The sequence below is a fragment of the Bacteroides reticulotermitis JCM 10512 genome (assembly GCF_000517545.1).
Taxonomy (GTDB): Bacteria; Bacteroidota; Bacteroidia; order Bacteroidales; family Bacteroidaceae; genus Bacteroides; species Bacteroides reticulotermitis.
On record NZ_BAIV01000002.1, the window covers coordinates 142,676 to 165,199 of the forward strand.

Genomic DNA, 22,524 nt, shown 5'->3' on the forward strand with positions numbered 1-22,524 from the left:
TATTAATAGCTGAGCGCATAAGTATACTAAAGAGAGAAGAAGTACCCTATTTTTCCGGTTGATGGAAACTCTCATTTTACTATCGCTTGATTCCCTTAGGCTGTTACGCCAATCCCAACTGTTGCTTTAAATCGACTTTTGCTATATAAAAGAAGGAGCTGACTGCAATAGCCAACTCCTTCTTATTATAACGGTTAAAGTATATACGATCTTATCAGAACTTGTAGCCAACACCAATAGCAAAATTCAGATTCTTCGGCGATCCGTCACCGTCGAACACCTTGGTCAAACCAAACTCGCCGGTCAGATCTACAAAGATGCGGCCGATTTCATAAGCAACTCCTACTCCAAGTCCTAAGTCAAATCGATTGGCATCCAAACCTTCATTATCGAAAATCTTAACGCCGGCTGATTTACCTCCAACACCATATGCCAAATACGGACCACCTTTGATTACAATGTTTTGTGAATCAGCAATAGGCAAACGCGCAGCGGCAAATATCGGAAGTTCCAAATACAACGGATTTATCTTCACTCCGTCAACTTTGGCACCTTTTGTAGTATACATCAATGAAGGTTGAAGCGACCACATATCAGTAAACTGATACTCCATACCTACACCGGCCTGAAAACCAACCTTCAGATCAGTATCAGCATCACCCGTTAGATTACTTAGGTTCATACCTACTTTCGCATTCCAAGAAACCTGCGAATAGGAAACGATAGAAACAAGTGCGAATAGCACAAAAATCAAACCTTTTTTCATATTACATTTTTATTAGACTGCCCTGCTCTTCCCCGAGGCAGACGTAGTTAAACTTAGATTATCTATCGAAAAAAGTAACATTCCATTCATTACTTTTTCATATTATAGTTTAACAAGAAAAGCATAGATAATGTTCTATCGAGACTAGCACAATATTTATTTGGTTTATTTAACTACCTAAAGTTTTGATTATTACGAAAGATTCGTAGATTTGCGAAACATTCGTAATTAAACAATAAAGTATGGAAAAGCTAACCTTACAAGAAGAAGAAGTGATGATTTACATCTGGGAATTACAAGATTGTTTCGTTAAAGACATCTTGGGTAAATACCCTGAGCCGATCCCTCCTTATACGACCATCGCATCGATAGTCAAGAATCTGGAGCGGAAAGGATATGTTATTGCGAAGCGGATGGGAAATACCTACCAATACACGCCCGCCATTCGCGAGAATGAGTACAAGCGCCACTTTATGAGTGGAGTAGTACGCAACTATTTTGAGAACTCTTATAAAGAGATGGTATCTTTCTTCGCCAAAGATCAGAAGATATCGACAGAAGATCTCAAAGAGATTATTGAATTGATCGAAAAAGGAAAAGAGACTAATTAATACCTTTTACCATGAGCACCGAAATCGCATACTTCCTGAAAATCAACGTAGCTATCGCATTATTTTATGCTTTCTACCGACTGTTTTTCCATAAAGATACCTTCTTCCTTTGGAGGCGGGTAACTTTATTATGCTTCTTCATCGTTTCATTGCTCTATCCCTTGATGAATATGCAAGGATGGATCAGAAGTCAGGAACCGATGGTGGCTATGGTCGATTTATATACTACTGTATTGCCGGAATTGGTGATCCAACCAACGCAAACCAGCGATATTCATTGGCAGACGATATTAATACAGGCAATCCAAGTTGCATACTGGTGTGGAGTGGCCTTACTCGCTCTCCGTTTTTTAATCCAATTGGGAAGCATCATTCGGCTACACTTTTCGTCCCCGAAAGGCTGCCTGCAAGGAACGCGCGTGCATTATCTCAACAAAGAGATCGGCCCGTTCTCGTTCTTCCACTGGATATTCATTCACCCGAGTTCGCATACCGAGTCCGAAATACGCGAAATCATTACGCATGAAACAACTCACGCCCAACAATACCATTCAGCAGACGTAATCATCAGCGAGATCATGTGTATATGTTGTTGGTTCAATCCATTTATATGGCTCATGAAGCGTGAAGTCCGAAGTAACCTCGAATACATGGCCGACTATCATGTATTAAAGGCCGGACACGATAGCAAATCATACCAGTACAATTTATTGGGACTGGCTCATCACAAGGCTGCAGCAAATTTATCAAATAGTTTCAATGTTTTACCTCTCAAAAACCGTATCAAAATGATGAATAAACGAAGAACACAAAAAGTCGGAAAGACTAAATACCTGATGTTTATCCCATTAGCCATTTTGCTAATGATAGTAAGCAATATCGAGGTCGTGGCTCGCTCCACCGGAGAATGGGCCAAAGAACTTATCGAGCAAACTGACGTACAAGTTCTCACTCCACCTGAGATCATAAACTCCTCCAATGAGTTAACACCCCCAGAAATCATTCTCCAAGACAAGAAGAGTACTCCAAAGATCGTTTTCGTTCCGCCCAAAATCGTATACGATGATCCGGTTTACGCAGCTGTTGAAGAAATGCCGACTTTCCCCGGAGGTATAGAAGCCATGATGGAATATCTGAAAGAAAACATTCGCTATCCGGCAGAAGCTCATAAGAAAGCTACCCAAGGACGTGTAATCGCACAATTTGTAGTAAAGAAAGATGGTAGTATCAGTGGTGCTAAAATTATCCGGGGAGTAGACCCGCTACTCGACAAAGAAGCCTTGCGCGTAATTAACTCCATGCCTAATTGGACACCGGGAAAACAAAATGGGAAAGCAGTCAATGTGCAATTTACAATCCCTATTGGCTTTAGCTTAGACAAACAGGAATCGGCCGCACCAAAAGCAATAGAAGAACCGGATGTATCAGAGATTGTAGTAGTAGGCTACGGAGCAGATAAAGCAACAACCGATAATAAGGTATATGAAAGAGTTGACCAAATGCCACAATTCCCCGGAGGAACAGAAGGATTGATGAAGTACTTGTCGCAGAACATTAAGTATCCCACTATAGCTCAAAAAAACAAAGAAGAAGGAAGAGTGATCGTAAAAATGGTAGTAGGCGCTGATGGAAATTTATCAAACATAGAAATCGTTCGAGGAGTGAGTCCTCTGCTGGATGCAGAAGCTGTTCGCGTGGTAAGTGGAATGCCCAAATGGGTACCGGGACAAATGCAGGGAAAGCCTGTGCCGGTGAAGTATACGATTCCGGTACACTTTCGCTTACAAAAACCAGCAAACTAACCTGTCACAACAAATAACTAACGAAAAGGAAGTAGCACATAACTACTTCCTTTTTTTTGCTCATTCCGAATTGTTTTGCAAGATTATTGTTATATTTGTTGAACACTTAATTATCATCCGCATGAAAAGATTTACACTGATTGCATGTTTATTGCTAACCTATCTCTGTGCGGCACAAGCCAAAGACAGAGTATTCGAACGTCCCCCATTCATCGCATGGAGTTCGACAAGTATTGAGATAGATAAAATTGTAGCGAAAGACACAGCCACCGTGGTTCATATCAAGGCTTACTATCGTCCGAAGAACTGGATCAAAATTGCCACGGGAAGTTTTCTGAAGGACAATAACGGGGCAATTTACCCAATCCGCAGAGGTGTAGGCATCACATTGGACAAAGAATTCTGGATGCCGGAATCGGGTGAAGCCGAGTTCGAACTGATCTTCCCTCCCATCCCATACAATATAAAGAGTCTGGACTTCTCGGAAGGAGACTTCGACGGTGCTTTTAAAATCTGGGGTATTCAATTGGACGAGAAGGCATTCCGCAAACAAGCGATTCCCCAGAACGTCACTATTCATAAGATCAACAAAAAAACCGAATTACCCCAACCGGAGTTTGCTTATGGCAAAGCCACGTTGAAAGGAAAAGTGCTTGGCTTTCAACCCGAAATGCCTTCAACCGCTAAACTAGGCTTGAATGATCCAATCCGCTGGAGCAGTTTCTCCGAAGATATCACCATCCGTGAAGACGGAACCTTCGAGTTTCAAGTAGATGTCATCACCGTCACGCCGGCAGTGATTTCTCTCCCCACCACTGAAATACCGTGCTTGTTAGCTCCCGGCAAAGAAACCACCGTAACGATCAATCTACCTGAAATATCCCGCCGTAGTTCTAAATTATTAAAAGATAGCAAGCCGCTTGGCAAGCAGGCATATTTCGAAGGTTATCTGGCCGCGTTGCAACAAGAACTTTCCGAGAATACAATCAACACCAATATAATCGAAAATCCACTGGAACTCATAAAGGATCTGATCGGAAAAGACATCTCGGGATGCAAAACGTATTTTATCGATAAACGAAACGAGCTATTCGACCGGATAGAAAGCACATCCATGAGCCCGGCCGCCAAAGAAGTTCTGAAAGCCAATACCAATATCACAACAGCCATTGGCTTATTTATGGGAAGAAGTCTCGTCATGCGGGCCCATGTAGAAGAGCATAAAATGAATAGAGAACAAACCGAGGAGTATTATAAAAATACTCAAATAGAGCTACCGACCGACTATTATGATAGCCTCAAAGACTTCTCGCTCAACTCGACCCCGAATCTTTATGCTCCAGAATACGCATACGGAATCCTGTTATTCAGTAGTCAAAACGCAATCATACAGCCTTTACTGAATACAGACAAAGGAGTTTTGTTTGATATGGGAAAAGCATTCCAATGCAATCGTTCCATAGATGATTTCTCCCCCTTAAGCACTCAGCAATTAAACGAACTAGCCGCTTTGTCTTCACCTGCTTACAAAGAACTTTTGGTCGGAATAAACAAAACACTACTTCAAAAGATAGAGCTAAACAAACAGAAGGGTGGATTCACGATCAACCAAGTCGAAGATGTAAGCAACGAAGAGCTATTCACCTCCATCATCTCTAAATTTGAAGGACGCGTGCTTCTTGTCGATTTCTGGGCAACTTGGTGCGGACCTTGCCGGATAGCCAATAAAGTGATGGTTCCCATGAAAGAGGAGTTGAAAGATAAAGATGTGCTCTATGTATATATCACCGGAGAAACTTCGCCACAAGGGGTATGGGAAAATATGATTCCAGATATCCACGGCGAACACTTCCGGGTGAGCGATGCACAATGGAGGTATTTGATGGATAAGTACGAAGTCAGAGGAGTACCGACCTATTATGTGATCGACCGAAAAGGAAATACCACGTATAAACAAACCGGTTTTCCGGGCGTGGATGTTATGAAGGCGCAATTGGAGAAAGCATTGGAGCAATGATTCCTTATCAATGAAGATTTATGCTTAATCGGAGATCTCTTTCTTGACTGAGACAAGCCAATCTTTATAATAAATAAAAAAACGCTTCGGAAGTTTATAACAGACTTCCGAAGCGTTTTTTATTGGTATCTTATCTCTCCCGGAAAAGGATTACGTATGTATCTCTACAATTTTGGTAGGCTCCATCTCATCATTCCGGCGATCTACCTGACTCACAACATTAGTAGCCAATGTGAGGAATGCGCGTCCTGTAACCGTATCTTCGTCCAATGCAGCAGGAGTTCCGTTGTCACCACTTTCACAAATACTTTGTACAATCGGAATCTGTCCAAGCAAAGGCACTTGCATATCTTCAGCCAGCTTCTTTGCTCCCTCTTTGCCAAATATATAATATTTATTCTCAGGCAGTTCGGCCGGAGTAAACCAAGCCATATTTTCTACCAGCCCTAGAATAGGCACATTTACTTTATCATTGGTAAACATATTAATCCCTTTGCGAGCATCTGCCAGCGCAACTGCCTGCGGCGTACTTACAACCACAACTCCTGTCATGGCCAATGTCTGCACCACAGTTAAATGAATATCGCTGGTTCCCGGCGGTAGGTCAATCAAGAAGTAGTCAAGGTCTCCCCACTGAGCATCTCCGATCAGTTGTTTGAGTGCATTACTTGCCATACCTCCACGCCAAAGTGTAGCCTGATCCGGATCAACAAAGAAACCGATCGACAACAATTTGACTCCGTATTTCTCTACCGGAACAATTAAATCACGTCCGTCGACACGCTCCGCATACGGATGCGCATCTTCGACCTGAAACATTTTCGGAACAGAAGGGCCAAAAATATCCGCATCCAATAAACCAACCTTATATCCTAACTTTGCCAGAGCAACAGCCAAGTTAGCAGCCACAGTCGATTTCCCTACCCCACCTTTACCGGAGGAAACACCAATCACATTTTTAACCTGTGGCAACAGCTTACCAACTTCCGGGCGGGCAACTTGCTTGCTTTCCGTAGTAATGGTAACCTGTACGTCAGGTGACACATAGGTGTGAATAGCAGTCTCGGCAGCTTTCAACATCGACTTCATAAACGGATCAGTCGGTTTTTCAAAAACGAGTGAAAAACTAACAGCCATTCCGTCAATACGAAGATTATCGGCAATCATCTCTGCCTCGATCAAATTCTTTCCCGTACCGGGATAACGCACTGTTGCCAGCGCATCGAGTATCAATTTCGGATAAAGTGTCATATCATTTATTGTTTTTGACGTTTAACTATTTGCTTGTTTCCAATCCACTACGCTTGCTACGATTATAGCTGCGATATGGATCGAGTTCTATTTCGATATCCGGTTCCTTCAGTTCTCCTTCCTGAGGCAACCGGAATTTAATGTATTTTATATTTAAACCACGATCCAACCATTGTTGTTCATAATAAGTTTTGATTCCGAGTATATCATCCACTAAATCGGAGTGATATAAATCTTCCGTCATGAACTCAACCGGTATATTGTTCGCCTCAATCATATACTTGGTATAGGTGAACATGAAGTTGCTATCAGTTTTCAGATGAACGATTCCATCGGGTTGCAGAAACTTGCGATACCGTTCCATGAAGTAAGTTGAAGTCAGTCGTTTCGTAGCTTTCTTCATCTGTGGGTCAGAGAAGGTAAGCCATATCTCACTCACCTCTCCTTCAGCAAAGAAGCGTTCGATGATTTCAATATTGGTCCGCAGGAAAGCTACATTCTTCATGCCTGCTTCCAGCGATTCGGTAGCCCCTGTCCACATCCGGGCACCTTTTATATCGATTGCAATAAAGTTCTTTTCGGGAAACATTTTACCGAGTCCGACGGTATATTCTCCCCGTCCGCACCCAAGTTCAAGTACAATGGGGTGATCGTTTTTAAAAAACTCCCGATGCCATTTACCCTTCATTTCAAACGGCACGTTATCTACTGCAGAGTAAGGATACTCGAATACATGCGGATAGCTCGCCATATCAGCAAACTTTTCTAATTTGTTTTTTCCCATATAATGACTTATTAGAGCGCAAAGTTACAGACTTTTGAGATAACCTACAAAAATAAATGGAGTACAGATTACTCCATACTCCATCTATTATATATTCTCTTCTTAATTATTCAATCATTCCTCCGTAGGAGTTTGTTGAGCTTTCAGATCAGCATAAAAAGCTGCATGAGAAACCTGCATATAAGGTTGCAGGAATAAAAAGCCAAGACCGAAGGTAGGATACACAAAAGAGCCCAACCAATAAAGCTAAGGTCAAGCAAGAACAACTTCATCTTGTGTCCGTCCATCATTGCCATACTTTTCTCAATAGCGGCATTGTTACGCAACTCGGGTTCTTCTTTCAAAATATAGTCGGTCATTGCATACGAGTATTGTTTGATAACACCCGGAACAAACAGCAACAAAGACCACAATGCAGTATAAACTGTTTGGAGTACTTTAGTTCCTAGGATACGACCATAGTCGTTAAAACCTTCAAACAGCACACCTAAATCAATTTCACCCCCTTTAAAGACATTCAACATCACAATCGCAAAGCCGTAAGCAATCGGCAGGGTAAGTAACATAATCAATACTCCGACTACGGGGATAGAACTCAACCTGCGGAAATTGCCATAAAGATAACTGCCGCTACAGCAGCCATAACCCACTTGCCCTTCAGGGCCTCGCGTGCCTGAGCACGCAACTCTGAATTTTGTTTCAACATAAATATAAAATATAATAAATAAATAATTACTCAACGATTGTCACCCAGCCATGCGTATCGGGAGCATCACCATACTGAATGTCACGCAATTTATTGTACAACTTGGTACAAATCGGTCCGGGTTTACCATCCTTGGAGATTACATACGATTTATCTTTCTCCAAATCGTCGATACGCTGGATCGGGCTGATCACAGCAGCAGTTCCACAAGCTCCCGCTTCCTCAAAGGTAGCGAGTTCCTCTTCCGGAACCGGACGACGTTCAACCTTCATACCCATATCTTCGGCCAATTGCATCAGGCTCTTATTCGTGATTGAAGGCAGAATAGAAGATGACAATGGAGTGATATAGGTATTATCTTTAATACCAAAGAAGTTAGCAGCTCCACATTCGTCAATATACTTTTTCTCTTTGGCATCCAAATAGAATTCGCAGGAATAGCCCAGATCATGTGCCTTCTTATTAGCACGCAAGCTGGCGGCATAGTTACCTCCGATTTTATAAGTACCCGTTCCATGAGGAGCCGCACGGTCAAATTCACGAATTATCACATAAGGATTAGTTGAGAAGCCACCTTTAAAATAAGGTCCTACCGGAGAAACGAATACAACAAACATGTACTCAGTAGCCGGATGAACTCCGACCTGTGCACTCGTACCAATCAACAACGGACGGATGTAAAGAGACGCTCCACTCTCATAGGGAGGAATAAAACGTTCATTCAATTTCACGACTTTTAGAATAGCTTCTTTAAAGCGATCAGTAGATAGTTCAGCCATTAAAATACCTTGACAAGTAGATTGTAAGCGTGCCGCATTTTCTTCCAGACGAAAAATTCGGACCTTACCGTCTTTCCCACGGAAAGCTTTCAATCCTTCAAAGGCTTCCTGACCGTAGTGCAAACAAGTAGCCGCCATATGTAAAGTGAGGTGTTCTTCACTGCTTACTTCCAGTTCTCCCCATTTACCATTGCGGAAATTGATTCTCACATTGTAATCTGTCTTCATATATCCAAAAGACAGATTTGCCCAGTCTATTTCTTTCATCTTTTGATAAATTATTTAATTTGACTCATGAATGTACAAAAGTAACCTTTATTATTCATATTTTTGTTTTTCTTGCCATATTTTTTCGACCTCTAGATCGGTTTTCTTTAGTTTTTCAGTACAAAACGCTATTATCTCATTGGCCTCTTTTATCTTTTCACCCAATTTGTCAAGCTCCAGTTCGTTATTGTCAATTTGACGGACAATATTTTCAAGCCGATCCATCGCCTGAGCATAAGTTTCTTTTTTTGTTCCCATAATTTATTTATTCCAAAGTCATTAATCATTTACAATCGATTTCACCTCACCGTTGGCCAAACAAGTAACCAACGCATCGCCGGGTTTCAGTTCGGTTGCATCGGTCACCACCTTTCCATCTTTGAGAGTGATGCTATAGCCACGTTTCAACAGTCGTTCAGGAGCAATATCTTCCACACGCTGTTGCAACAGAGCCAGTCTGTGCCGGTGATAAGACAGAAATTTCGTTGTAGCTTGCAACAAATCTTTGCGAGCAGTCAGTAAATTCATTCGGGCTTCCGTCAATTGACGTCCGACCTTGACAGGAATGCGCCCTTGCAGATCGGCTAACCTTCTCTGTTCACGTTCAAGCAAGGCAACTGCTCCCTGCCGTAGACGTACTGCCAACTCTTCAAGCTTATCGGCCACTTCAGTTATGCACTGAATTAAAAGTTCGGCCGCGGCCGTAGGAGTCTTCACGCGGGTGTGGGCTACAGAATCGAGTACAGTATCGTCGCGTTCGTGTCCGATTCCGGTCAAAATAGGTAATGGAAACTGTGCACAGGCAGCTGCCAGTAAATAGGTATCAAAACCGGAAAGATCAGAAGTTGCACCCCCACCGCGAATAATAACGACGACATCGAATTCGTCTTGGCGGACATGGATGGAATCAAGTGCGGCAAGTATAGAGCCTTCCACTTGATTGCCTTGCATCAAAGCCGGGAAAAGCTCGGTGTGAAAGAAAAAACCGCGGGGGTTATGCACTAATTGGTGGCAGAAATCATCATATCCGGCTGCGGTAGCGGATGAAATGACCGCGATACGTTGCGGCAGAAGTGGCATTGGAAGTTCTTTATTAAGTGTCAACACGCCTTCCGCTTCCAGTTGTTGCAGGATTTCTCTCCGTCGCCGAGCCATATCGCCCAGCGTGTACGCCGGATCGACATCAAGCACAGTCAAACTATAGCCATAGAGTTCATGAAACTGGACGCTGACCTTCACCAAGACTTTGATACCGGAAGTAAATGCCTGTCCCGTGCTCTCTTCAAAGTAGGATTTCAGCAAACGGTAAATGTGATTCCAAATCATCCCGCGTGCTTTGGCCACCAAACTGTTTCCCCGAAAATCTTTTTGCACAAACTCCAGGTAGCAATGTCCGGTCGCGTTCGTACGGACATCACTAAGCTCAGCCTGCACCCAGTATTCATCGGGCAAGCATTGCTCTAAACTTCTCCGCACGAGTGCATTCAGGTCGAGAAGAGTCAGCGCAGAAGAAGCGCCGGGTGATTCTTCCGACAGGGATGGATCCATCTGCCCTATGTTACGTGTTTGTTTTATCATATCGGAATTTACTCCTGTCTTTTCGAAAACATTTGAGAAGAGTTCTGGTAAGCCTTCCATAAATCAGGAACCCCATATCCATAGATGTTATCCGGGAAATCAACCCGATCACCGGAACTACGTACCAGTTCGATGATCTGCTTGGCCGTCAGGTTCGGACGAGCCTGCCACAAACAAGTCACCATACCACACATGATAGGAGCCGAAAACGATGTTCCATTGGCGCGACGTAGATTACCGTCGGTACCCATAACGTCTGAGTCTTGCCCAACTGCCACGACATCTGGTTTCACACGTCCGTCGGCCGTATTACCTATGGAAGAGAAAGGAGCTAAGACTCCTTTTTTGTCAATGGCGCCAACAGTCAGCACATTCTCCGCATCACCCGGAGGGGTTGTCTTTTTCCAAGAACCACGCCCGGAGTTCCCGGCACTGCATACCAATATCATTCCTTTATCAGCGACTTTGGAAGCCTGACGCGACATTAAAGCAAAATGTCCGTCCAAATCCCGATAGCGATAATTCTTGCTCGGGTCATCAAACGTATAGTATCCAAGTGAGGTATTCACTACATCCACGCCCACACTATCGGCAAACTCAATAGCAGCCGACCAGTAATCTTGTTCAACCAGATGCTCTGAATAATCGTCCTCACTACGAAGTAGCCAAAAAGAGGCTTCCGGTGCTGTACCGACCATAATATTCGGTTCATTCATCGCGATGCAGGACAATACAGACATCCCATGACTGCTTTCCGCATAGATGTCCGATCCCGGATATACGAAGTCTCGTGCCCCTAGAACGCGTATATTTTGCATAGCCGCAATTCGATCCGCATTATGGAATCCGGCATCAATAACGGCAATAGTCATCCCTTGTCCCTTGAAGCCGGCCTCATGCAACCGATTCGCACGACTCATTTCGATCTGGGCAAATGCCGGGCCATAGAGGCTATCCGACTTCTGCGGTTTATTAATCAGCGTATCTCTTTTAGAGGTCATTTTCATGTTGCCGTGCCACACTTTCTCCGTAAAGCGAACGAAAGGTAGCTTAGCTATTTTATGAATCAGGGTACTATCATTGCAGGAGACAGTCACAAAGTTATCCCACTTGCCGGTGACAACAATATGCACTCCTTTCTTACGAATGGCATCGATATATTTGGCACATACCGGCAAGTCGGTTGAATCCACGGAGAGATTCTGTCGTTGACGGCGGGCAATAGCTTTCTCCGAAAGGAATCGGCCGGGCTGGCTCAACGAATAAGTTGTAGCCGCCTTGTCTGTCAGGCTGATGCGATACTTCAAGGTATCGGTAGTTGTAAATTGAGCCGAAACTCCAATTGTAGCAGTCAAAGCGAAAGCTGCTAAAAAAAATCTTTTCATATACTTGTTCTTATTTATTTCACGTTGTTGTTTGCAACTTCTCCTTTCCAGACCGATCGCCTTAGCCAAACAAATCTTGGTTCTCCAGGATAACCAATCCAATCCCTCGTTGCGAGGCGATGAAAGCTCCTCCCAATACACGCCGCCCTTCATAAAACACAGCGGACTGTCCCGGAGTGATTGCAGAAGCAGATTCCCGGAAGCGTACCAGCAACCGTCCATCGGCTAACCGCTTGACCCGACAAGGAATGGGACGACTACGATAACGGATTCTCACGGATAAGTCCGCACAGGTAAGCAGTTCGTGCTCGTCTACAAGCTGTTCTTGCTCCAGCAGCATATAATCGGTCTTCAACTTCTCCGCATCGCCCAGCATGACCGTATTCTTTTCCGGATTTATCTTCAATACATAGACCGGTTTGCCCAAAGCTATCTCCAATCCTTTTCGCTGTCCGATGGTATAATAGGGAGCGCCTTTATGCTGCCCCAGTTTGACTCCTTCGGAGTTGACGAACCAGCCCGGCCCGACTTCACGATCCAATTCCGGACATTGTTCGCGAAGGAACTCCCGATAATCACCTTGAATGAAACAGACCTCCATACTCTCACCTTCTTTGGATTTTGCTTCGTACCCTTTGGAAGCCAAGTATTCACGGACCTTCACTTTGGTATAATTTCCCAGCGGAAAGATACAACGTTTCAGTACATTTTGTCCCAGACGCCAAAGAAAATAAGACTGGTCTTTTTTATCATCGTCGCCGGCAACTATATATAAATGTTCGTTTCGTTCCTCTATCCGGGAGTAATGACCGGTCGCAACCCAGTCGCAATTCATTTTGTCGGCCCATTCGGCCAACACACGAAATTTAAACAAAGGGTTACACATAACACACGGATTGGGTGTACGCCCTCGTTTGTATTCGTCGATGAAGTTCTGAACAACTGTCTCTTTAAAAGGAATACGTTCATCTACCACATAATGTTCAATCCCCATTCGCTGCTAACTCGCGGGCGTCTTGGGGTTCGTTGCCCCACACCCGCATAGTTACTCCTACAATTTCATACCCTTGTTCACGGAGCATCAAACAGGTTGCGGTACTATCTATACCACCACTCATTCCAACCAGCACTCTTCTATTTCCTTTTTCCATCCGATTCTCAAAAAATACTTGAATACAAATGTACAAGAATTCAAAGAGAAAATAAATTTATTCGTTCACTTCCTGTTCTTCTCTTTTATAAAACGCTCTTTATCGCATCTTATATGGATTTAACATACCAGCATCCGATGAATTGATTGAATCCGGAACCGGTCGCTCTTTCACCATCTAGTTGAAAAGAAGAACCTAGGTAAGTTAAAGACTCCTTGCCACAATTACTTATTCCAAGCCGTTGGCACAGCAGGATACACTAACTGTCACCAGCTGTTCATAGCCGTTGGCACAACAGTGCCACGGTAGTGCCAACGTACTGTCACAACTGTGCCAAAGCGGTGGCATAACTGTGCCAAGGCGATGGCACAACTGTGACAACGGCATGGCACAACCCAATACAGTACTTCTTTTCATAACTTCAAAGGGAGATACCGCACAAAACCAAAGAGTATTATCCATACTTGCTTTATAGCTAATTTACAGAAGAGTCGACGACTTTGGCATAGGAGGAAGATGATTGAATTTTTCGCTTAGAAACAAACATCAACTCATTCATACACCTATAGGAAACGATAATATGCTTGCTTTTTTCAGAAAATAAATGTATATTTGAAATATACTATCAAGGAAAAACAAGTATGGCTAATCCTAAACTGCCGGGAATAACCGCGAGCGAACAAGCCGTATTGTATACCAAACTGAATGAATACAATCGGGGAAGAGCTTCTTTTAGAGAGGCTGGAGTCTACTTGATCGTACTGCCCCAAAAAGAAAATCTCAATTACTCCCTCTGTATATTCACCTCTACCCGAAAGACAAACCATTCTCTACATACGTGAACTGACACCCGATATTTATGAATCACTGCGGATAGCAAGCACCATGCTTTATTTCTCCAAACGATGCCTCGTCCTGATCGATTATAACGAAAAAAGGATGCGGAGTAATGGAGACGACCTCATCTTTTTCGGTAAATACCGTGGCCACTTTCTTCACGAGATCCTCCTAATCGATGCTCCTTATCTGACTTGGATTGCTTATAAATTTACGCCCAAGATACCGAAGCAAGAGCGTTTTACCAAGATCGCTCAGGTTTATCACGCTGTCCACCTGGACCTTATGGCAAGAAAAGTAAAGGAAAATCGGAAGAATAGCCGTTATCTGGGAGAACCCGGAGAGAAGTTGGTCAACCTTAAGTTGAAAGTGGTTCGCGTGCGACTAGAAGACAACCCGTATAAAACAAGGGTGTTCGGCACAACTCCTCAGTTCTTCGTCAGGCAGGTATTGACGCTAAACGATGTAAGTGGGAATCTGGTGACGATGCGTATTTCATCAAAAAATCCCAGCGCGGTTTCATGCACCTTACCGGGAAGAGAGCATGAATACCGTCCGGGAGAAATCATTTACATAGAATCGGCACGAATTTCACATCGGTATGAGAGCTATGGTTCAAAGTACACCTGCCTCAATTATGTGAAACTAACGGTCATCAACGCTTTGTCCAATCGTCCTTGACAAAGTCGACAGGGTATGATACTTCATTTACCACGCCGCCTTTCTGGCGAATCCAAGTAGTAAACGTACGAGTTCCTTCCTGGAGCAGAATTACACGGGCTCCGTTGGTAGGTGATTGTACTCGGTATTTCCACCGGTAAAGCGACCGTAGCATAACAGGATGTTCTGCCACATCACCGTATAGTCGTTGTCATGATCATGGCCAACAAAAACGCCCATAACATCACCGGCTTCTTTCATCGCAGCAAACATTCCGGTATTCAACTTAGGAGCACAGGCTTCTTCCATGCGGGTACCACGTATGATGGCATTCCGATCGGTAGCTGCTTCGTTAAACTCCGGCAACGGAATGTGGAAGAAAGCAAGAGCGGGTAACTTTACACCGCCATTCTGCGATGTATAAGCGGCACTTTGGTTGAGAAACCAGTTTATCTGGTCGAATGTAAACCAGGCGTAACCTTTAACATCCTTCATCGGAGAGTAGGCATGCGAGTCCATGCAATAGAGCACGAATCCGTCTTTCTTCGCATCGGAAGAGGATTTAACCGTCAGTACATAATCCGGCGAAAGGGATGTTCCCCGGTCGGGTAAGAGATTGCCGGGTACTGTGCGTATCAAATCGTACAATTGTGCACGTGTGGCTCCTTGCTCGTCATCATGATTACCAAAGGTAACAGCAAAAGGTAGCTTACGCTTCACAACGGGTTCGAGCACTTTCAGTAAACCTAAGTCAGCCGGTTTAGCATAGATTAAATCACCGGTCAGAATAACCAAGTCGGGTTGCTCGGCATCGAGCACTTCGTTCATACGTTCTAAAGCAATATCCGATGCAGGGTTATTGTACTTAAAATGAAGGTCGGTAAACTGTACGATCTTGAAGTTTCCATTCCGGTTAAATTTCAACTCGTTTTTTTGAGCTTGACAAATAGTCGTTGCCAATAAGAAAGTGAGTGTTAACAGTACATTTAAGGTTCGAATCATAATAAAGGGGGTATTAAATCAGTAAATTATTCTTTTTCAATCAAAACAGTTACATAAGCGGATATTCCCTCCTCTCGCCCGGTGAATCCCAACTTCTCGGTAGTCGTAGCTTTAATGGAGATATCGTCTATATCTATGGCCATCACAGCTGCCAGCGTTTCTTGCATCAAGGGAATATGGGGTTTCAATTTAGGACGTTCAGCGCAAATGGTCGCATCGATGTTGCCAATTCGATAGCCTTTTTCTGCAATTAGTTCGACTGTTCTTTTCAGCAGGATTTTGCTATCTATGTTTTTGTACTCGCCGGCAGTATCCGGAAAGTGATAACCAATATCACGCATATTGGCCGCTCCCAACAAAGCATCGCAAATGGAGTGCACCAATACATCGGCGTCCGAATGTCCCAACAATCCCTTAGCGTGTTCCAAGCGAATACCGCCTAACCATAAAGCACAGCCTTCCACCAATTGGTGTACATCAAATCCAAAACCGACTCTAATCTTCATACTTTATCCTATTTTAAATCAACGTACATAAAAATCAAGTAACTTCTCATCTTCCAGATAGCCTTCCAAATGCTGTCCGATAGATACGGGACCAACACCGACAGGCGTACCGGTAAACAGCAGATCGCCTATTTTCAATGTTACAAACTGACTTACATACGCGATAATATCATCTATTCTAAAAAGCATATCTTTCGTACAGCCACGCTGCACTTCTTTTCCGTCGATAGTCAGGTGAAAGTGAAGGTCTTGTACGTCTTTGTATCGGTCAACCTCCACAAAGTTGCCAATTACGGCCGACGAATCAAAACTCTTGCATAACTCCCACGGTTGACCGTTCTCCCGAAACTTCCGCTGAAGATCTCGCGCAGTAAAGTCAATTCCTACCGTTACGGCATCATAATACCGGGAAGCGAATCGAGTAGCTATATTCTTGCCCAGGCGATTGATCCGAACAACTAGTTCCGTTTCATAATGTATCTCCTTCGAGAAATCGGGCATAAAAAAAGGTTTACCATCTTTCAAGATAGCCGAGTCAGGCTTCATAAATATGACAGGTTCGGTATTTATCTCGGTATGTCCCAACTCTTCCTTATGGAGAGCGTAGTTCATACCAACTGCAATAATCTTCATCTATTTTATTTCGTTAAAATTCAAACGGTTAAACATGACTGCCAAATGGGCATACAAGGAAGTGTTCTGCACAACGATATTCTCGGGTACCCGAATTCTGAACGGAGTAAAATTCCACACAGCTTTTATTCCTCCATCCACCATTTTATCGGTTATCTCTTGGGCAATATTAATAGGTACGGTCAGTACGCCGATGTTTACATCATACTCTTTCATCTTCGCTTCAAACTCGCTCGAGTGAAATATAGGTATCCCATTCAAGTCCTTTCCAACTAAATCCGGATTTATATCAAAGGCGGCAACTATTTCAAGTCCGAAATGATGCAATCCCGAGTCACGCAGCAAAGCACCACCCAAACTACCTACTCCAAATAAAAAAGCTTTGTGCATATTGGTAAAGCCCAAAAACTCTTCCAGTACATCGATCAGGGCATCGATATTATACCCCACTCTTGTACGTCCGGAAATATTCACATAGGACAAATCCTTGGCGATCTGAGATGCGTCAATATTTATTTCTTTAGAAATCTGAGTAGAGGATACAAAGTGTTCTCCTCGCTCTTTCATTAACTTAATATTCGACAGATACCAGGGAAGTCTCCGTAAGGTAGGCTCCGGCACTTTATCCGCTTCTTTTTGTCCACAAGTGCTCATAGTGCTTACAAAATTGGTATTCTGCAAAAGTACACTATTTTTCGGGACTGACAATCCAATAACCAAAAACCTTAATAGAGATTAAACAAAACAAGGAAAACTCTTGCATATTTTGCATCTTTCAAGAAGTTTGATACTTTTGATCTGAATTTAAAGAAACAGGTATGAAAAAGAATGATTGGAAAGATCGTCTAAATGTAGTTTACTCTACAAATCCGGACTTTAGCTATGATACAGATAATGATGAGGATCAAGCCACTCCTGAGAAAAACAAACAACGCCTTCGTGTTTCGATTGACAAAAAGAATCGGGGCGGCAAAGTTGCGACATTAATCAGTGGGTTTGTGGGTACCGAAGAGGACTTAAAGGATCTTGGCAAACTACTTAAAAGCAAATGTGGCGTAGGTGGTTCGGCAAAGGATGGAGAAATTATTGTACAAGGAGAGTTCAAACAGAAAATCATAGACTTGCTCCTCAAAGAAGGGTACAATCAAACCAAAGGAAGCGGCGGATAAGCGCTTTTTCATCGCAGAACAATGGATTAAAACAAAAAAAGTAAGGGCTGCCCTTTTTCGAGGACAGCCCTTATTCTTTTTCTTCTGATTCAGAATATCTTATTCAGCTCTCAACGTAAAACGTTTGAATGCTGTTACAGTCAAGTCTTTATCTATTGTTTTCAGATAATCACCAACTGTCAATTTAGAATCTTGGATATATTCTTGTTTCAACAAGCAAACCTCTTTGTAGAACTTACCGATACGACCCATAGCGATTTTCTCGATCATGTTCTCAGGTTTACCTTCTTGACGTGCTTTGTCAGCAGCAATTTCTTTTTCTTTTTCCAATACATCAGCCGGAACATCGTTCTCGTCAATTGCAATCGGGTTCATAGCAGCAATTTGCATAGCTACTTCACGACCGATCTTTTCGTCAACAACTTTGTTCAATACAACCATTGTACACAAAAAGTTCTTACCTTGGTGGTTGTAAACAGAGATAGAAGGACCTTCAACAGTTGCATAACCGTCCAATTCCATCTTTTCACCTGTAATACCACTCCGGTCAGTCACTACTTGTTCAACATCAGCGTCCTTCATCGGAAGAGCTTTAACCTCATCCAATGTTGCACATTTGTTTGCAACAGCAGCGTCCAGAATATCTTGAGTTAACTTAATGAATTCTTCATTCTTAGCAACGAAGTCAGTTTCACACTTCAAAGCGATCATAGCACCAAAGCCATTCTCTACTTTAGCAAGAACACAACCTTCAGCAGCTTCACGATCAGAACGTTTTGCAGCAACAGCTTGTCCTTTTTCGCGGATAATCTTCATTGCTTGATCGAAATCGCCTCCGGCTTCGGTCAACGCATTTTTGCAATCCATCATACCAGCTCCGGTCATTTTACGCAGCTTGGTAATATCAGCCATAGTTACAGCCATAATATCTCCTTTATTTAAATGAATAATAATTTCCAGAACAAAAATGTGCCAATCTGCCAAACATTATATAGACCTATCGAAATACGTCCATACATTAGCAAATTGGCACATTATAATATTAAGCCTCTTCGTCTTCCTTCAAGAAAGCTGCTGCTTTAGCAGCATTGATAGCTTCCTCGTCAGATTTATCGAGTCTTGCTTTAGTTGATTTTTTCTTACCTCTAGTAGCAGGAGCTTCACCGGCAGCTTCCATATCAATCTTTTCAGCTTTTCTTTCTTCCAAGCCTTCTTGCATAGCAGCACAGCAAGCTTCCAGAATTACTTCTACAGATTTTGTAGCATCGTCATTAGCCGGTATTACGAAGTCGATATCTAACGGATTAGAGTTTGTATCTACGATAGCAAATACAGGTATACCCAAACGGTTAGCTTCGCGAACAGCGATATGTTCTTTCATTACGTCAATAACAAACAAAGCAGATGGAAGACGAGTCAGATCAGCGATTGATCCCAAAGTCTTGTCCAATTTTGCCCGTTGACGAGAGATCTGAAGAACTTCTCTCTTAGAAAGATTAGAATAAGTACCATCGCTAGTTAGTTTATCGATAGTAGCCATTTTTTTCACAGCCTTACGGATAGTCGGGAAGTTAGTCAACATACCACCCGGCCAACGCTCGATTACATAAGGCATATTAACAGATTGTGCTTTATCAGCAACAATTTGTTTTGCTTGTTTTTTAGTAGCAACAAAAAGAACTTTTTTGCCAGATTTGGCAATTTGTTTCAAAGCTTCAGCAGCTTCATCTATTTTTGCAACAGTTTTGTGAAGGTCAATGATATGAATACCATTACGTTCCATGAAAATATAAGGAGCCATTGCAGGGTTCCACTTTCTCTTAAGGTGTCCGAAGTGGCAACCGGCTTCTAATAAAGTATCAAAATTTGTTCTTGACATCTTGTTTTTCTTTAAATCGTTTACTTTCTTTTTTGTTTTTTTCTAAACCAACCGCCGGGTAGCCTTTATGAGTCCCGGTAGTTTAGATACTAAACGTACTTCTCTCCAGAGATTCCTCCAGCAGATCTTAACGTTTACTGAACTGGAATCTTCTACGAGCTTTCGGCTGTCCCGGTTTCTTACGTTCAACAGAACGAGGGTCACGAGTCATGAAGCCTTCAGAACGAAGAGCAGATTTATCTTCAGCGTTGATTTTAACCAGTGCACGAGCAATTGCCAAACGCAAAGCTTGAGACTGACCTGTAAAACCACCACCACATAGATTAACTTTGATGTCATACTTCTCAGCAACATCAAGCTTGTTCAATGGTTGTTTTACAACATACTGAAGAATAGTTGATGGAAAGTATACGGCAAGGTCTCTCTTGTTAATAGTAATCTTTCCTGTACCTTCGCTTACGAATATGCGTGCGATTGCACGTTTACGTCTGCCTAATGCATTTACTACTTCCATTATATCTTATTTATATGAATTAATATCAATTAATTTCGGGCTCTGAGCTGCATGTTTGTGTTCGCTACCAGCGTAAACATATAAATTGTTCAGTATTTTAGCTCCCAGAATATTCTTCGGTAGCATACCCTTAACTACTTTCTTCAGCAATCTTTCTTCACCGTTAGGTTTAGCGATCAAACGAGCAGGAGTCATTTCTCTCTGTCCACCCGGATAACCAGTGTATGACAAATAAACTCTGTCATTCCATTTATTGCCACTCAATTTTACTTTGTCTGCATTGATGATGATAACGTTATCACCGCAGTCTACGTGAGGAGTAAAGTTCGGTTTGTACTTTCCTCTCAACAATTTTGCAACTTTAGCGCCCAGACGTCCCAATGTTTGGTCTGTAGCATCAACAATAACCCATTCTTTGGTTACAGTTGCTTTGTTTGCAGAAATGGTCTTGTAACTTAAAGTATCCACTCTTAATTTTGTTTTTTAATTGTTACTACTAAAATAATCTTCACCGCCCATTAGATCTCCCCGGACAAAGGATCACTAATCTGCTATGAATTAATCTTTTATCATTTTCTGATAATAATCGGCTTGCAAAAGTACGGCTTTTCTTTGATATGGCAAACTATTTCTTCCTTTTTTTGGATTTATCCAGTTGAAAGACAAAGCGAATCAACAGCTTGAGCATTACTTCCTATACGCCTTTCCATATGGAGTCGGGCATCAGCCTCTTTCCGCTCTCCAAATACTTCTCCGCATGCTTAAGCCTTTTTCGTAAAAAGCGAATATTAAAAAGATCAAGACGATTTACTTAGTCCAACAGTTTAAATGGTTTTCAGGAGCCACCAACACAAACTTATAGAAATCAGATTTAGGTAAACCTTGCAGATTAACTTTATACTGTTTACTCTTAGAGCGTACAGTATCAAGCTCGATCCATTTATCTTCTCCACCCTCTTTAAATTGATTAGCGCAGGCCACATAGATTTTCACGGGTACATCGCCCGAGCAACATTTCCACGACAAGCATATGGCATCATCATAGGGCATAGCATGTAAATTGCTTATATTTACTTTGCCGACAAAAGGTAATCCATCTTGTTCCCATAACACGGATTGTGGAACTTTGAAATTTAGAAAACGACAGATGGAGGGAGTTATATCTGTAATAGACAGTTCCCCTTTCTTAAAGTGATTGTTTACACGCACATTTGTCGAAATCCAAGTCGTCCGTTCTCGCAACGACTGTCCACCATGGCCACGTCCGGTAAGATCCCGTCCATGATCCGTAGTAATCACAACCATCCACTCTTCATCGAAGTGTTTTTCTCTGTATTTAACAGCCTCCCAGATACGGGATACTTGCGCATCCGCTTTACGAACATACGCATCGAAGTATTCGCCGTTTCCCATAGAATGACCAGCGTCATCCGTATACCATAAATATACCCAACTCAGATCAGGCGCATCTTCTCGAATCCCCTGAGCAGCATCTTTTGATACTTGTTCGTCAATATCAAAAACATGCAAGTCTTTCTCTTTCTTGGGAAAGTTCTTCGTATCCAAATCATACCCATCTTTCACATAGTCTATTTTCAATCGGTTCGTTTCGGGTTTCCCTTCTCCCAACAACACCGTACGATTATCCGTCCAACTCGAATAGATAGCAGTTTTATAATCCTCTTTCTGTTCTTTGGCAATTCTAAAGATAGTCCAATAGTTGTAGTTAGGCTTCAAATTGGAGTTCCCATTGACATTATGCTTATTCATCCAAGTAGCCGTCAGCAGGTTCGTATAGCCAATAGCTGATATGGTTGGCGTTTGAGAATACAAGCCTATCTCGCCACCTGTATAGGCTCTTGCGTATGCTCCTTTCGATGCGATATCAAAAATAGTCGGCGTATGCAGTCTTTCTATTTGATCGGCAGGTACTCCGTCAATAATCACAAATACAGCTTTCTTCGTTTTAGCCAGCACACTAATGTTGGTCACAAAGAGACTCATCAACAACAAAGCGAGATATTTTCTCATAGTATTCTATTTTTCAGTTAATTCTCAAGATCACAGCAAAAATAGAATTATTTTTTCAATCTTATCGCCTAATTATCAATCTTATTCTTCTGAATTTTATGCTGTTGAGGTCAAATTGTTGCTTTACAGTTTATGCATTACGATTCTCCTATTGAATACTGTCAGATAGCAAATAAAGCGCACGGATCTCCATATA

General features: G+C 42.5%; 20 protein-coding genes and 4 pseudogenes. 5 read left to right on the plus strand and 19 right to left on the minus strand.

The window, feature by feature from the left end:
• Positions 1-214 precede the first annotated feature (214 nt).
• Positions 215-766, minus strand: coding sequence for a porin family protein (locus JCM10512_RS01540; RefSeq protein WP_044159753.1), 552 nt, complete (start codon positions 764-766; stop codon positions 215-217).
• Between the two features lie 242 nt (positions 767-1,008).
• On the opposite strand from JCM10512_RS01540, the gene JCM10512_RS01545 reads away from it, so the two are divergent.
• From JCM10512_RS01545 to JCM10512_RS01555, 3 genes are all read left to right on the plus strand, one after another.
• Positions 1,009-1,377 carry a BlaI/MecI/CopY family transcriptional regulator gene (locus JCM10512_RS01545; protein WP_044159755.1) on the plus strand — a complete coding sequence of 123 codons (369 nt, stop codon included), beginning with the start codon at positions 1,009-1,011 and terminating at the stop codon, positions 1,375-1,377.
• 11 nt (positions 1,378-1,388) lie between these two features.
• Positions 1,389-3,179, plus strand: coding sequence for a M56 family metallopeptidase (locus JCM10512_RS01550; RefSeq protein WP_044159757.1), 1,791 nt, complete (start codon positions 1,389-1,391; stop codon positions 3,177-3,179).
• 121 nt (positions 3,180-3,300) lie between these two features.
• Positions 3,301-5,196 carry a TlpA family protein disulfide reductase gene (locus tag JCM10512_RS01555; protein WP_044159759.1) on the plus strand — a complete coding sequence of 632 codons (1,896 nt, stop codon included), beginning with the start codon at positions 3,301-3,303 and terminating at the stop codon, positions 5,194-5,196.
• Positions 5,197-5,346: 150 nt separating this feature from the next.
• Here JCM10512_RS01555 and JCM10512_RS01560 read toward each other — a convergent pair whose 3' ends face one another.
• From JCM10512_RS01560 to JCM10512_RS22330, 9 genes and pseudogenes are all read right to left on the minus strand, one after another.
• Positions 5,347-6,447, minus strand: a complete 1,101-nt coding sequence (locus JCM10512_RS01560) for an Mrp/NBP35 family ATP-binding protein (RefSeq protein WP_044159760.1) — start codon at positions 6,445-6,447, stop codon at positions 5,347-5,349.
• 25 nt (positions 6,448-6,472) lie between these two features.
• Complete coding sequence (trmB, locus tag JCM10512_RS01565) at positions 6,473-7,231, minus strand: tRNA (guanosine(46)-N7)-methyltransferase TrmB (protein ID WP_044159761.1); 759 nt, start codon at positions 7,229-7,231, stop codon at positions 6,473-6,475.
• A gap of 114 nt (positions 7,232-7,345) precedes the next feature.
• A pseudogene (locus JCM10512_RS01570) lies at positions 7,346-7,937 on the minus strand (DUF975 family protein).
• Between the two features lie 26 nt (positions 7,938-7,963).
• Positions 7,964-8,983, minus strand: coding sequence for a branched-chain amino acid aminotransferase (locus JCM10512_RS01575; RefSeq protein WP_044159763.1), 1,020 nt, complete (start codon positions 8,981-8,983; stop codon positions 7,964-7,966).
• A 51-nt stretch (positions 8,984-9,034) separates the two neighbouring features.
• Positions 9,035-9,241, minus strand: a complete 207-nt coding sequence (gene xseB, locus JCM10512_RS01580; protein WP_044159765.1) for an exodeoxyribonuclease VII small subunit — start codon at positions 9,239-9,241, stop codon at positions 9,035-9,037.
• Positions 9,242-9,262: 21 nt separating this feature from the next.
• A complete protein-coding gene (gene xseA, locus JCM10512_RS01585; protein WP_044159888.1) occupies positions 9,263-10,531 on the minus strand; it encodes an exodeoxyribonuclease VII large subunit in 1,269 nt (422 codons plus the stop codon).
• A 38-nt stretch (positions 10,532-10,569) separates the two neighbouring features.
• Positions 10,570-11,946, minus strand: a complete 1,377-nt coding sequence (locus JCM10512_RS01590) for a S8 family peptidase (protein ID WP_044159890.1) — start codon at positions 11,944-11,946, stop codon at positions 10,570-10,572.
• A gap of 61 nt (positions 11,947-12,007) precedes the next feature.
• Positions 12,008-13,097 (minus strand): annotated as a pseudogene (gene mnmA, locus JCM10512_RS01595) (tRNA 2-thiouridine(34) synthase MnmA).
• 228 nt (positions 13,098-13,325) lie between these two features.
• On the minus strand, positions 13,326-13,514 hold the full coding sequence (locus JCM10512_RS22330) for a hypothetical protein (protein WP_206777878.1): 189 nt from the start codon (positions 13,512-13,514) through the stop codon (positions 13,326-13,328).
• 224 nt (positions 13,515-13,738) lie between these two features.
• Between JCM10512_RS22330 and JCM10512_RS01600 the strand changes: the two are divergent.
• Positions 13,739-14,615: pseudogene (locus tag JCM10512_RS01600) on the plus strand (exodeoxyribonuclease X C-terminal domain-containing protein).
• On the opposite strand, the pseudogene JCM10512_RS01605 reads toward JCM10512_RS01600, so the two are convergent.
• From JCM10512_RS01605 to JCM10512_RS01620, 4 genes and pseudogenes are all read right to left on the minus strand, one after another.
• Positions 14,590-15,596 (minus strand): annotated as a pseudogene (locus JCM10512_RS01605) (metallophosphoesterase family protein). The pseudogenes JCM10512_RS01600 and JCM10512_RS01605 overlap by 26 nt on opposite strands.
• Positions 15,597-15,622: 26 nt before the next feature.
• The gene (ispF, locus tag JCM10512_RS01610) at positions 15,623-16,102 is read right to left on the minus strand and encodes a 2-C-methyl-D-erythritol 2,4-cyclodiphosphate synthase (RefSeq protein WP_044159766.1); all 480 of its coding nucleotides are present in this window, start codon (positions 16,100-16,102) and stop codon (positions 15,623-15,625) included.
• An 18-nt stretch (positions 16,103-16,120) separates the two neighbouring features.
• A complete protein-coding gene (locus JCM10512_RS01615; RefSeq protein WP_044159768.1) occupies positions 16,121-16,735 on the minus strand; it encodes a fumarylacetoacetate hydrolase family protein in 615 nt (204 codons plus the stop codon).
• Positions 16,736-17,389 carry a redox-sensing transcriptional repressor Rex gene (locus JCM10512_RS01620; protein WP_044159892.1) on the minus strand — a complete coding sequence of 218 codons (654 nt, stop codon included), beginning with the start codon at positions 17,387-17,389 and terminating at the stop codon, positions 16,736-16,738. It abuts the gene before it with no gap.
• Positions 17,390-17,553: 164 nt separating this feature from the next.
• Here JCM10512_RS01620 and JCM10512_RS01625 point away from each other — a divergent pair, with 164 nt between their 5' ends.
• Positions 17,554-17,904 carry a translation initiation factor gene (locus JCM10512_RS01625; protein ID WP_044159770.1) on the plus strand — a complete coding sequence of 117 codons (351 nt, stop codon included), beginning with the start codon at positions 17,554-17,556 and terminating at the stop codon, positions 17,902-17,904.
• Between the two features lie 99 nt (positions 17,905-18,003).
• Here JCM10512_RS01625 and tsf read toward each other — a convergent pair whose 3' ends face one another.
• From tsf to JCM10512_RS01650, 5 genes are all read right to left on the minus strand, one after another.
• Entirely contained in the window at positions 18,004-18,828 is an 825-nt protein-coding gene (tsf, locus tag JCM10512_RS01630; RefSeq protein ID WP_044159894.1) for a translation elongation factor Ts, read from the minus strand.
• A 118-nt stretch (positions 18,829-18,946) separates the two neighbouring features.
• On the minus strand, positions 18,947-19,783 hold the full coding sequence (gene rpsB / locus JCM10512_RS01635; RefSeq protein ID WP_044159773.1) for a 30S ribosomal protein S2: 837 nt from the start codon (positions 19,781-19,783) through the stop codon (positions 18,947-18,949).
• A gap of 127 nt (positions 19,784-19,910) precedes the next feature.
• Positions 19,911-20,297, minus strand: coding sequence for a 30S ribosomal protein S9 (gene rpsI / locus JCM10512_RS01640; RefSeq protein ID WP_044159775.1), 387 nt, complete (start codon positions 20,295-20,297; stop codon positions 19,911-19,913).
• A 6-nt stretch (positions 20,298-20,303) separates the two neighbouring features.
• Positions 20,304-20,765, minus strand: a complete 462-nt coding sequence (gene rplM, locus JCM10512_RS01645) for a 50S ribosomal protein L13 (protein WP_044159777.1) — start codon at positions 20,763-20,765, stop codon at positions 20,304-20,306.
• A 339-nt stretch (positions 20,766-21,104) separates the two neighbouring features.
• Positions 21,105-22,328 carry an alkaline phosphatase family protein gene (locus tag JCM10512_RS01650; protein WP_044159780.1) on the minus strand — a complete coding sequence of 408 codons (1,224 nt, stop codon included), beginning with the start codon at positions 22,326-22,328 and terminating at the stop codon, positions 21,105-21,107.
• Positions 22,329-22,524 lie beyond the last annotated feature (196 nt).

Excerpts from the sequence above, each read along its gene's own strand:
- rpsI (WP_044159775.1), bottom strand. The coding sequence starts at position 20,297 with ATGGAAGTAGTAAATGCATTAGGCAGACGTAAACGTGCAATCGCACGC.
- JCM10512_RS01615 (WP_044159768.1), bottom strand. The coding sequence starts at position 16,735 with ATGAAGATTATTGCAGTTGGTATGAACTACGCTCTCCATAAGGAAGAG.
- trmB (WP_044159761.1), bottom strand. The coding sequence starts at position 7,231 with ATGGGAAAAAACAAATTAGAAAAGTTTGCTGATATGGCGAGCTATCCG.
- JCM10512_RS01540 (WP_044159753.1), bottom strand. The coding sequence starts at position 766 with ATGAAAAAAGGTTTGATTTTTGTGCTATTCGCACTTGTTTCTATCGTT.
- JCM10512_RS01620 (WP_044159892.1), bottom strand. The coding sequence starts at position 17,389 with ATGAGCACTTGTGGACAAAAAGAAGCGGATAAAGTGCCGGAGCCTACC.
- JCM10512_RS01560 (WP_044159760.1), bottom strand. The coding sequence starts at position 6,447 with ATGACACTTTATCCGAAATTGATACTCGATGCGCTGGCAACAGTGCGT.
- rpsB (WP_044159773.1), bottom strand. The coding sequence starts at position 19,783 with ATGTCAAGAACAAATTTTGATACTTTATTAGAAGCCGGTTGCCACTTC.
- xseB (WP_044159765.1), bottom strand. The coding sequence starts at position 9,241 with ATGGGAACAAAAAAAGAAACTTATGCTCAGGCGATGGATCGGCTTGAA.
- JCM10512_RS01545 (WP_044159755.1), top strand. The coding sequence starts at position 1,009 with ATGGAAAAGCTAACCTTACAAGAAGAAGAAGTGATGATTTACATCTGG.
- JCM10512_RS01550 (WP_044159757.1), top strand. The coding sequence starts at position 1,389 with ATGAGCACCGAAATCGCATACTTCCTGAAAATCAACGTAGCTATCGCA.
- JCM10512_RS01555 (WP_044159759.1), top strand. The coding sequence starts at position 3,301 with ATGAAAAGATTTACACTGATTGCATGTTTATTGCTAACCTATCTCTGT.
- JCM10512_RS01650 (WP_044159780.1), bottom strand. The coding sequence starts at position 22,328 with ATGAGAAAATATCTCGCTTTGTTGTTGATGAGTCTCTTTGTGACCAAC.
- JCM10512_RS01625 (WP_044159770.1), top strand. The coding sequence starts at position 17,554 with ATGAAAAAGAATGATTGGAAAGATCGTCTAAATGTAGTTTACTCTACA.
- JCM10512_RS01575 (WP_044159763.1), bottom strand. The coding sequence starts at position 8,983 with ATGAAAGAAATAGACTGGGCAAATCTGTCTTTTGGATATATGAAGACA.
- JCM10512_RS01590 (WP_044159890.1), bottom strand. The coding sequence starts at position 11,946 with ATGAAAAGATTTTTTTTAGCAGCTTTCGCTTTGACTGCTACAATTGGA.
- tsf (WP_044159894.1), bottom strand. The coding sequence starts at position 18,828 with ATGGCTGTAACTATGGCTGATATTACCAAGCTGCGTAAAATGACCGGA.
- xseA (WP_044159888.1), bottom strand. The coding sequence starts at position 10,531 with ATGGATCCATCCCTGTCGGAAGAATCACCCGGCGCTTCTTCTGCGCTG.
- JCM10512_RS22330 (WP_206777878.1), bottom strand. The coding sequence starts at position 13,514 with ATGAAAAGAAGTACTGTATTGGGTTGTGCCATGCCGTTGTCACAGTTG.
- ispF (WP_044159766.1), bottom strand. The coding sequence starts at position 16,102 with ATGAAGATTAGAGTCGGTTTTGGATTTGATGTACACCAATTGGTGGAA.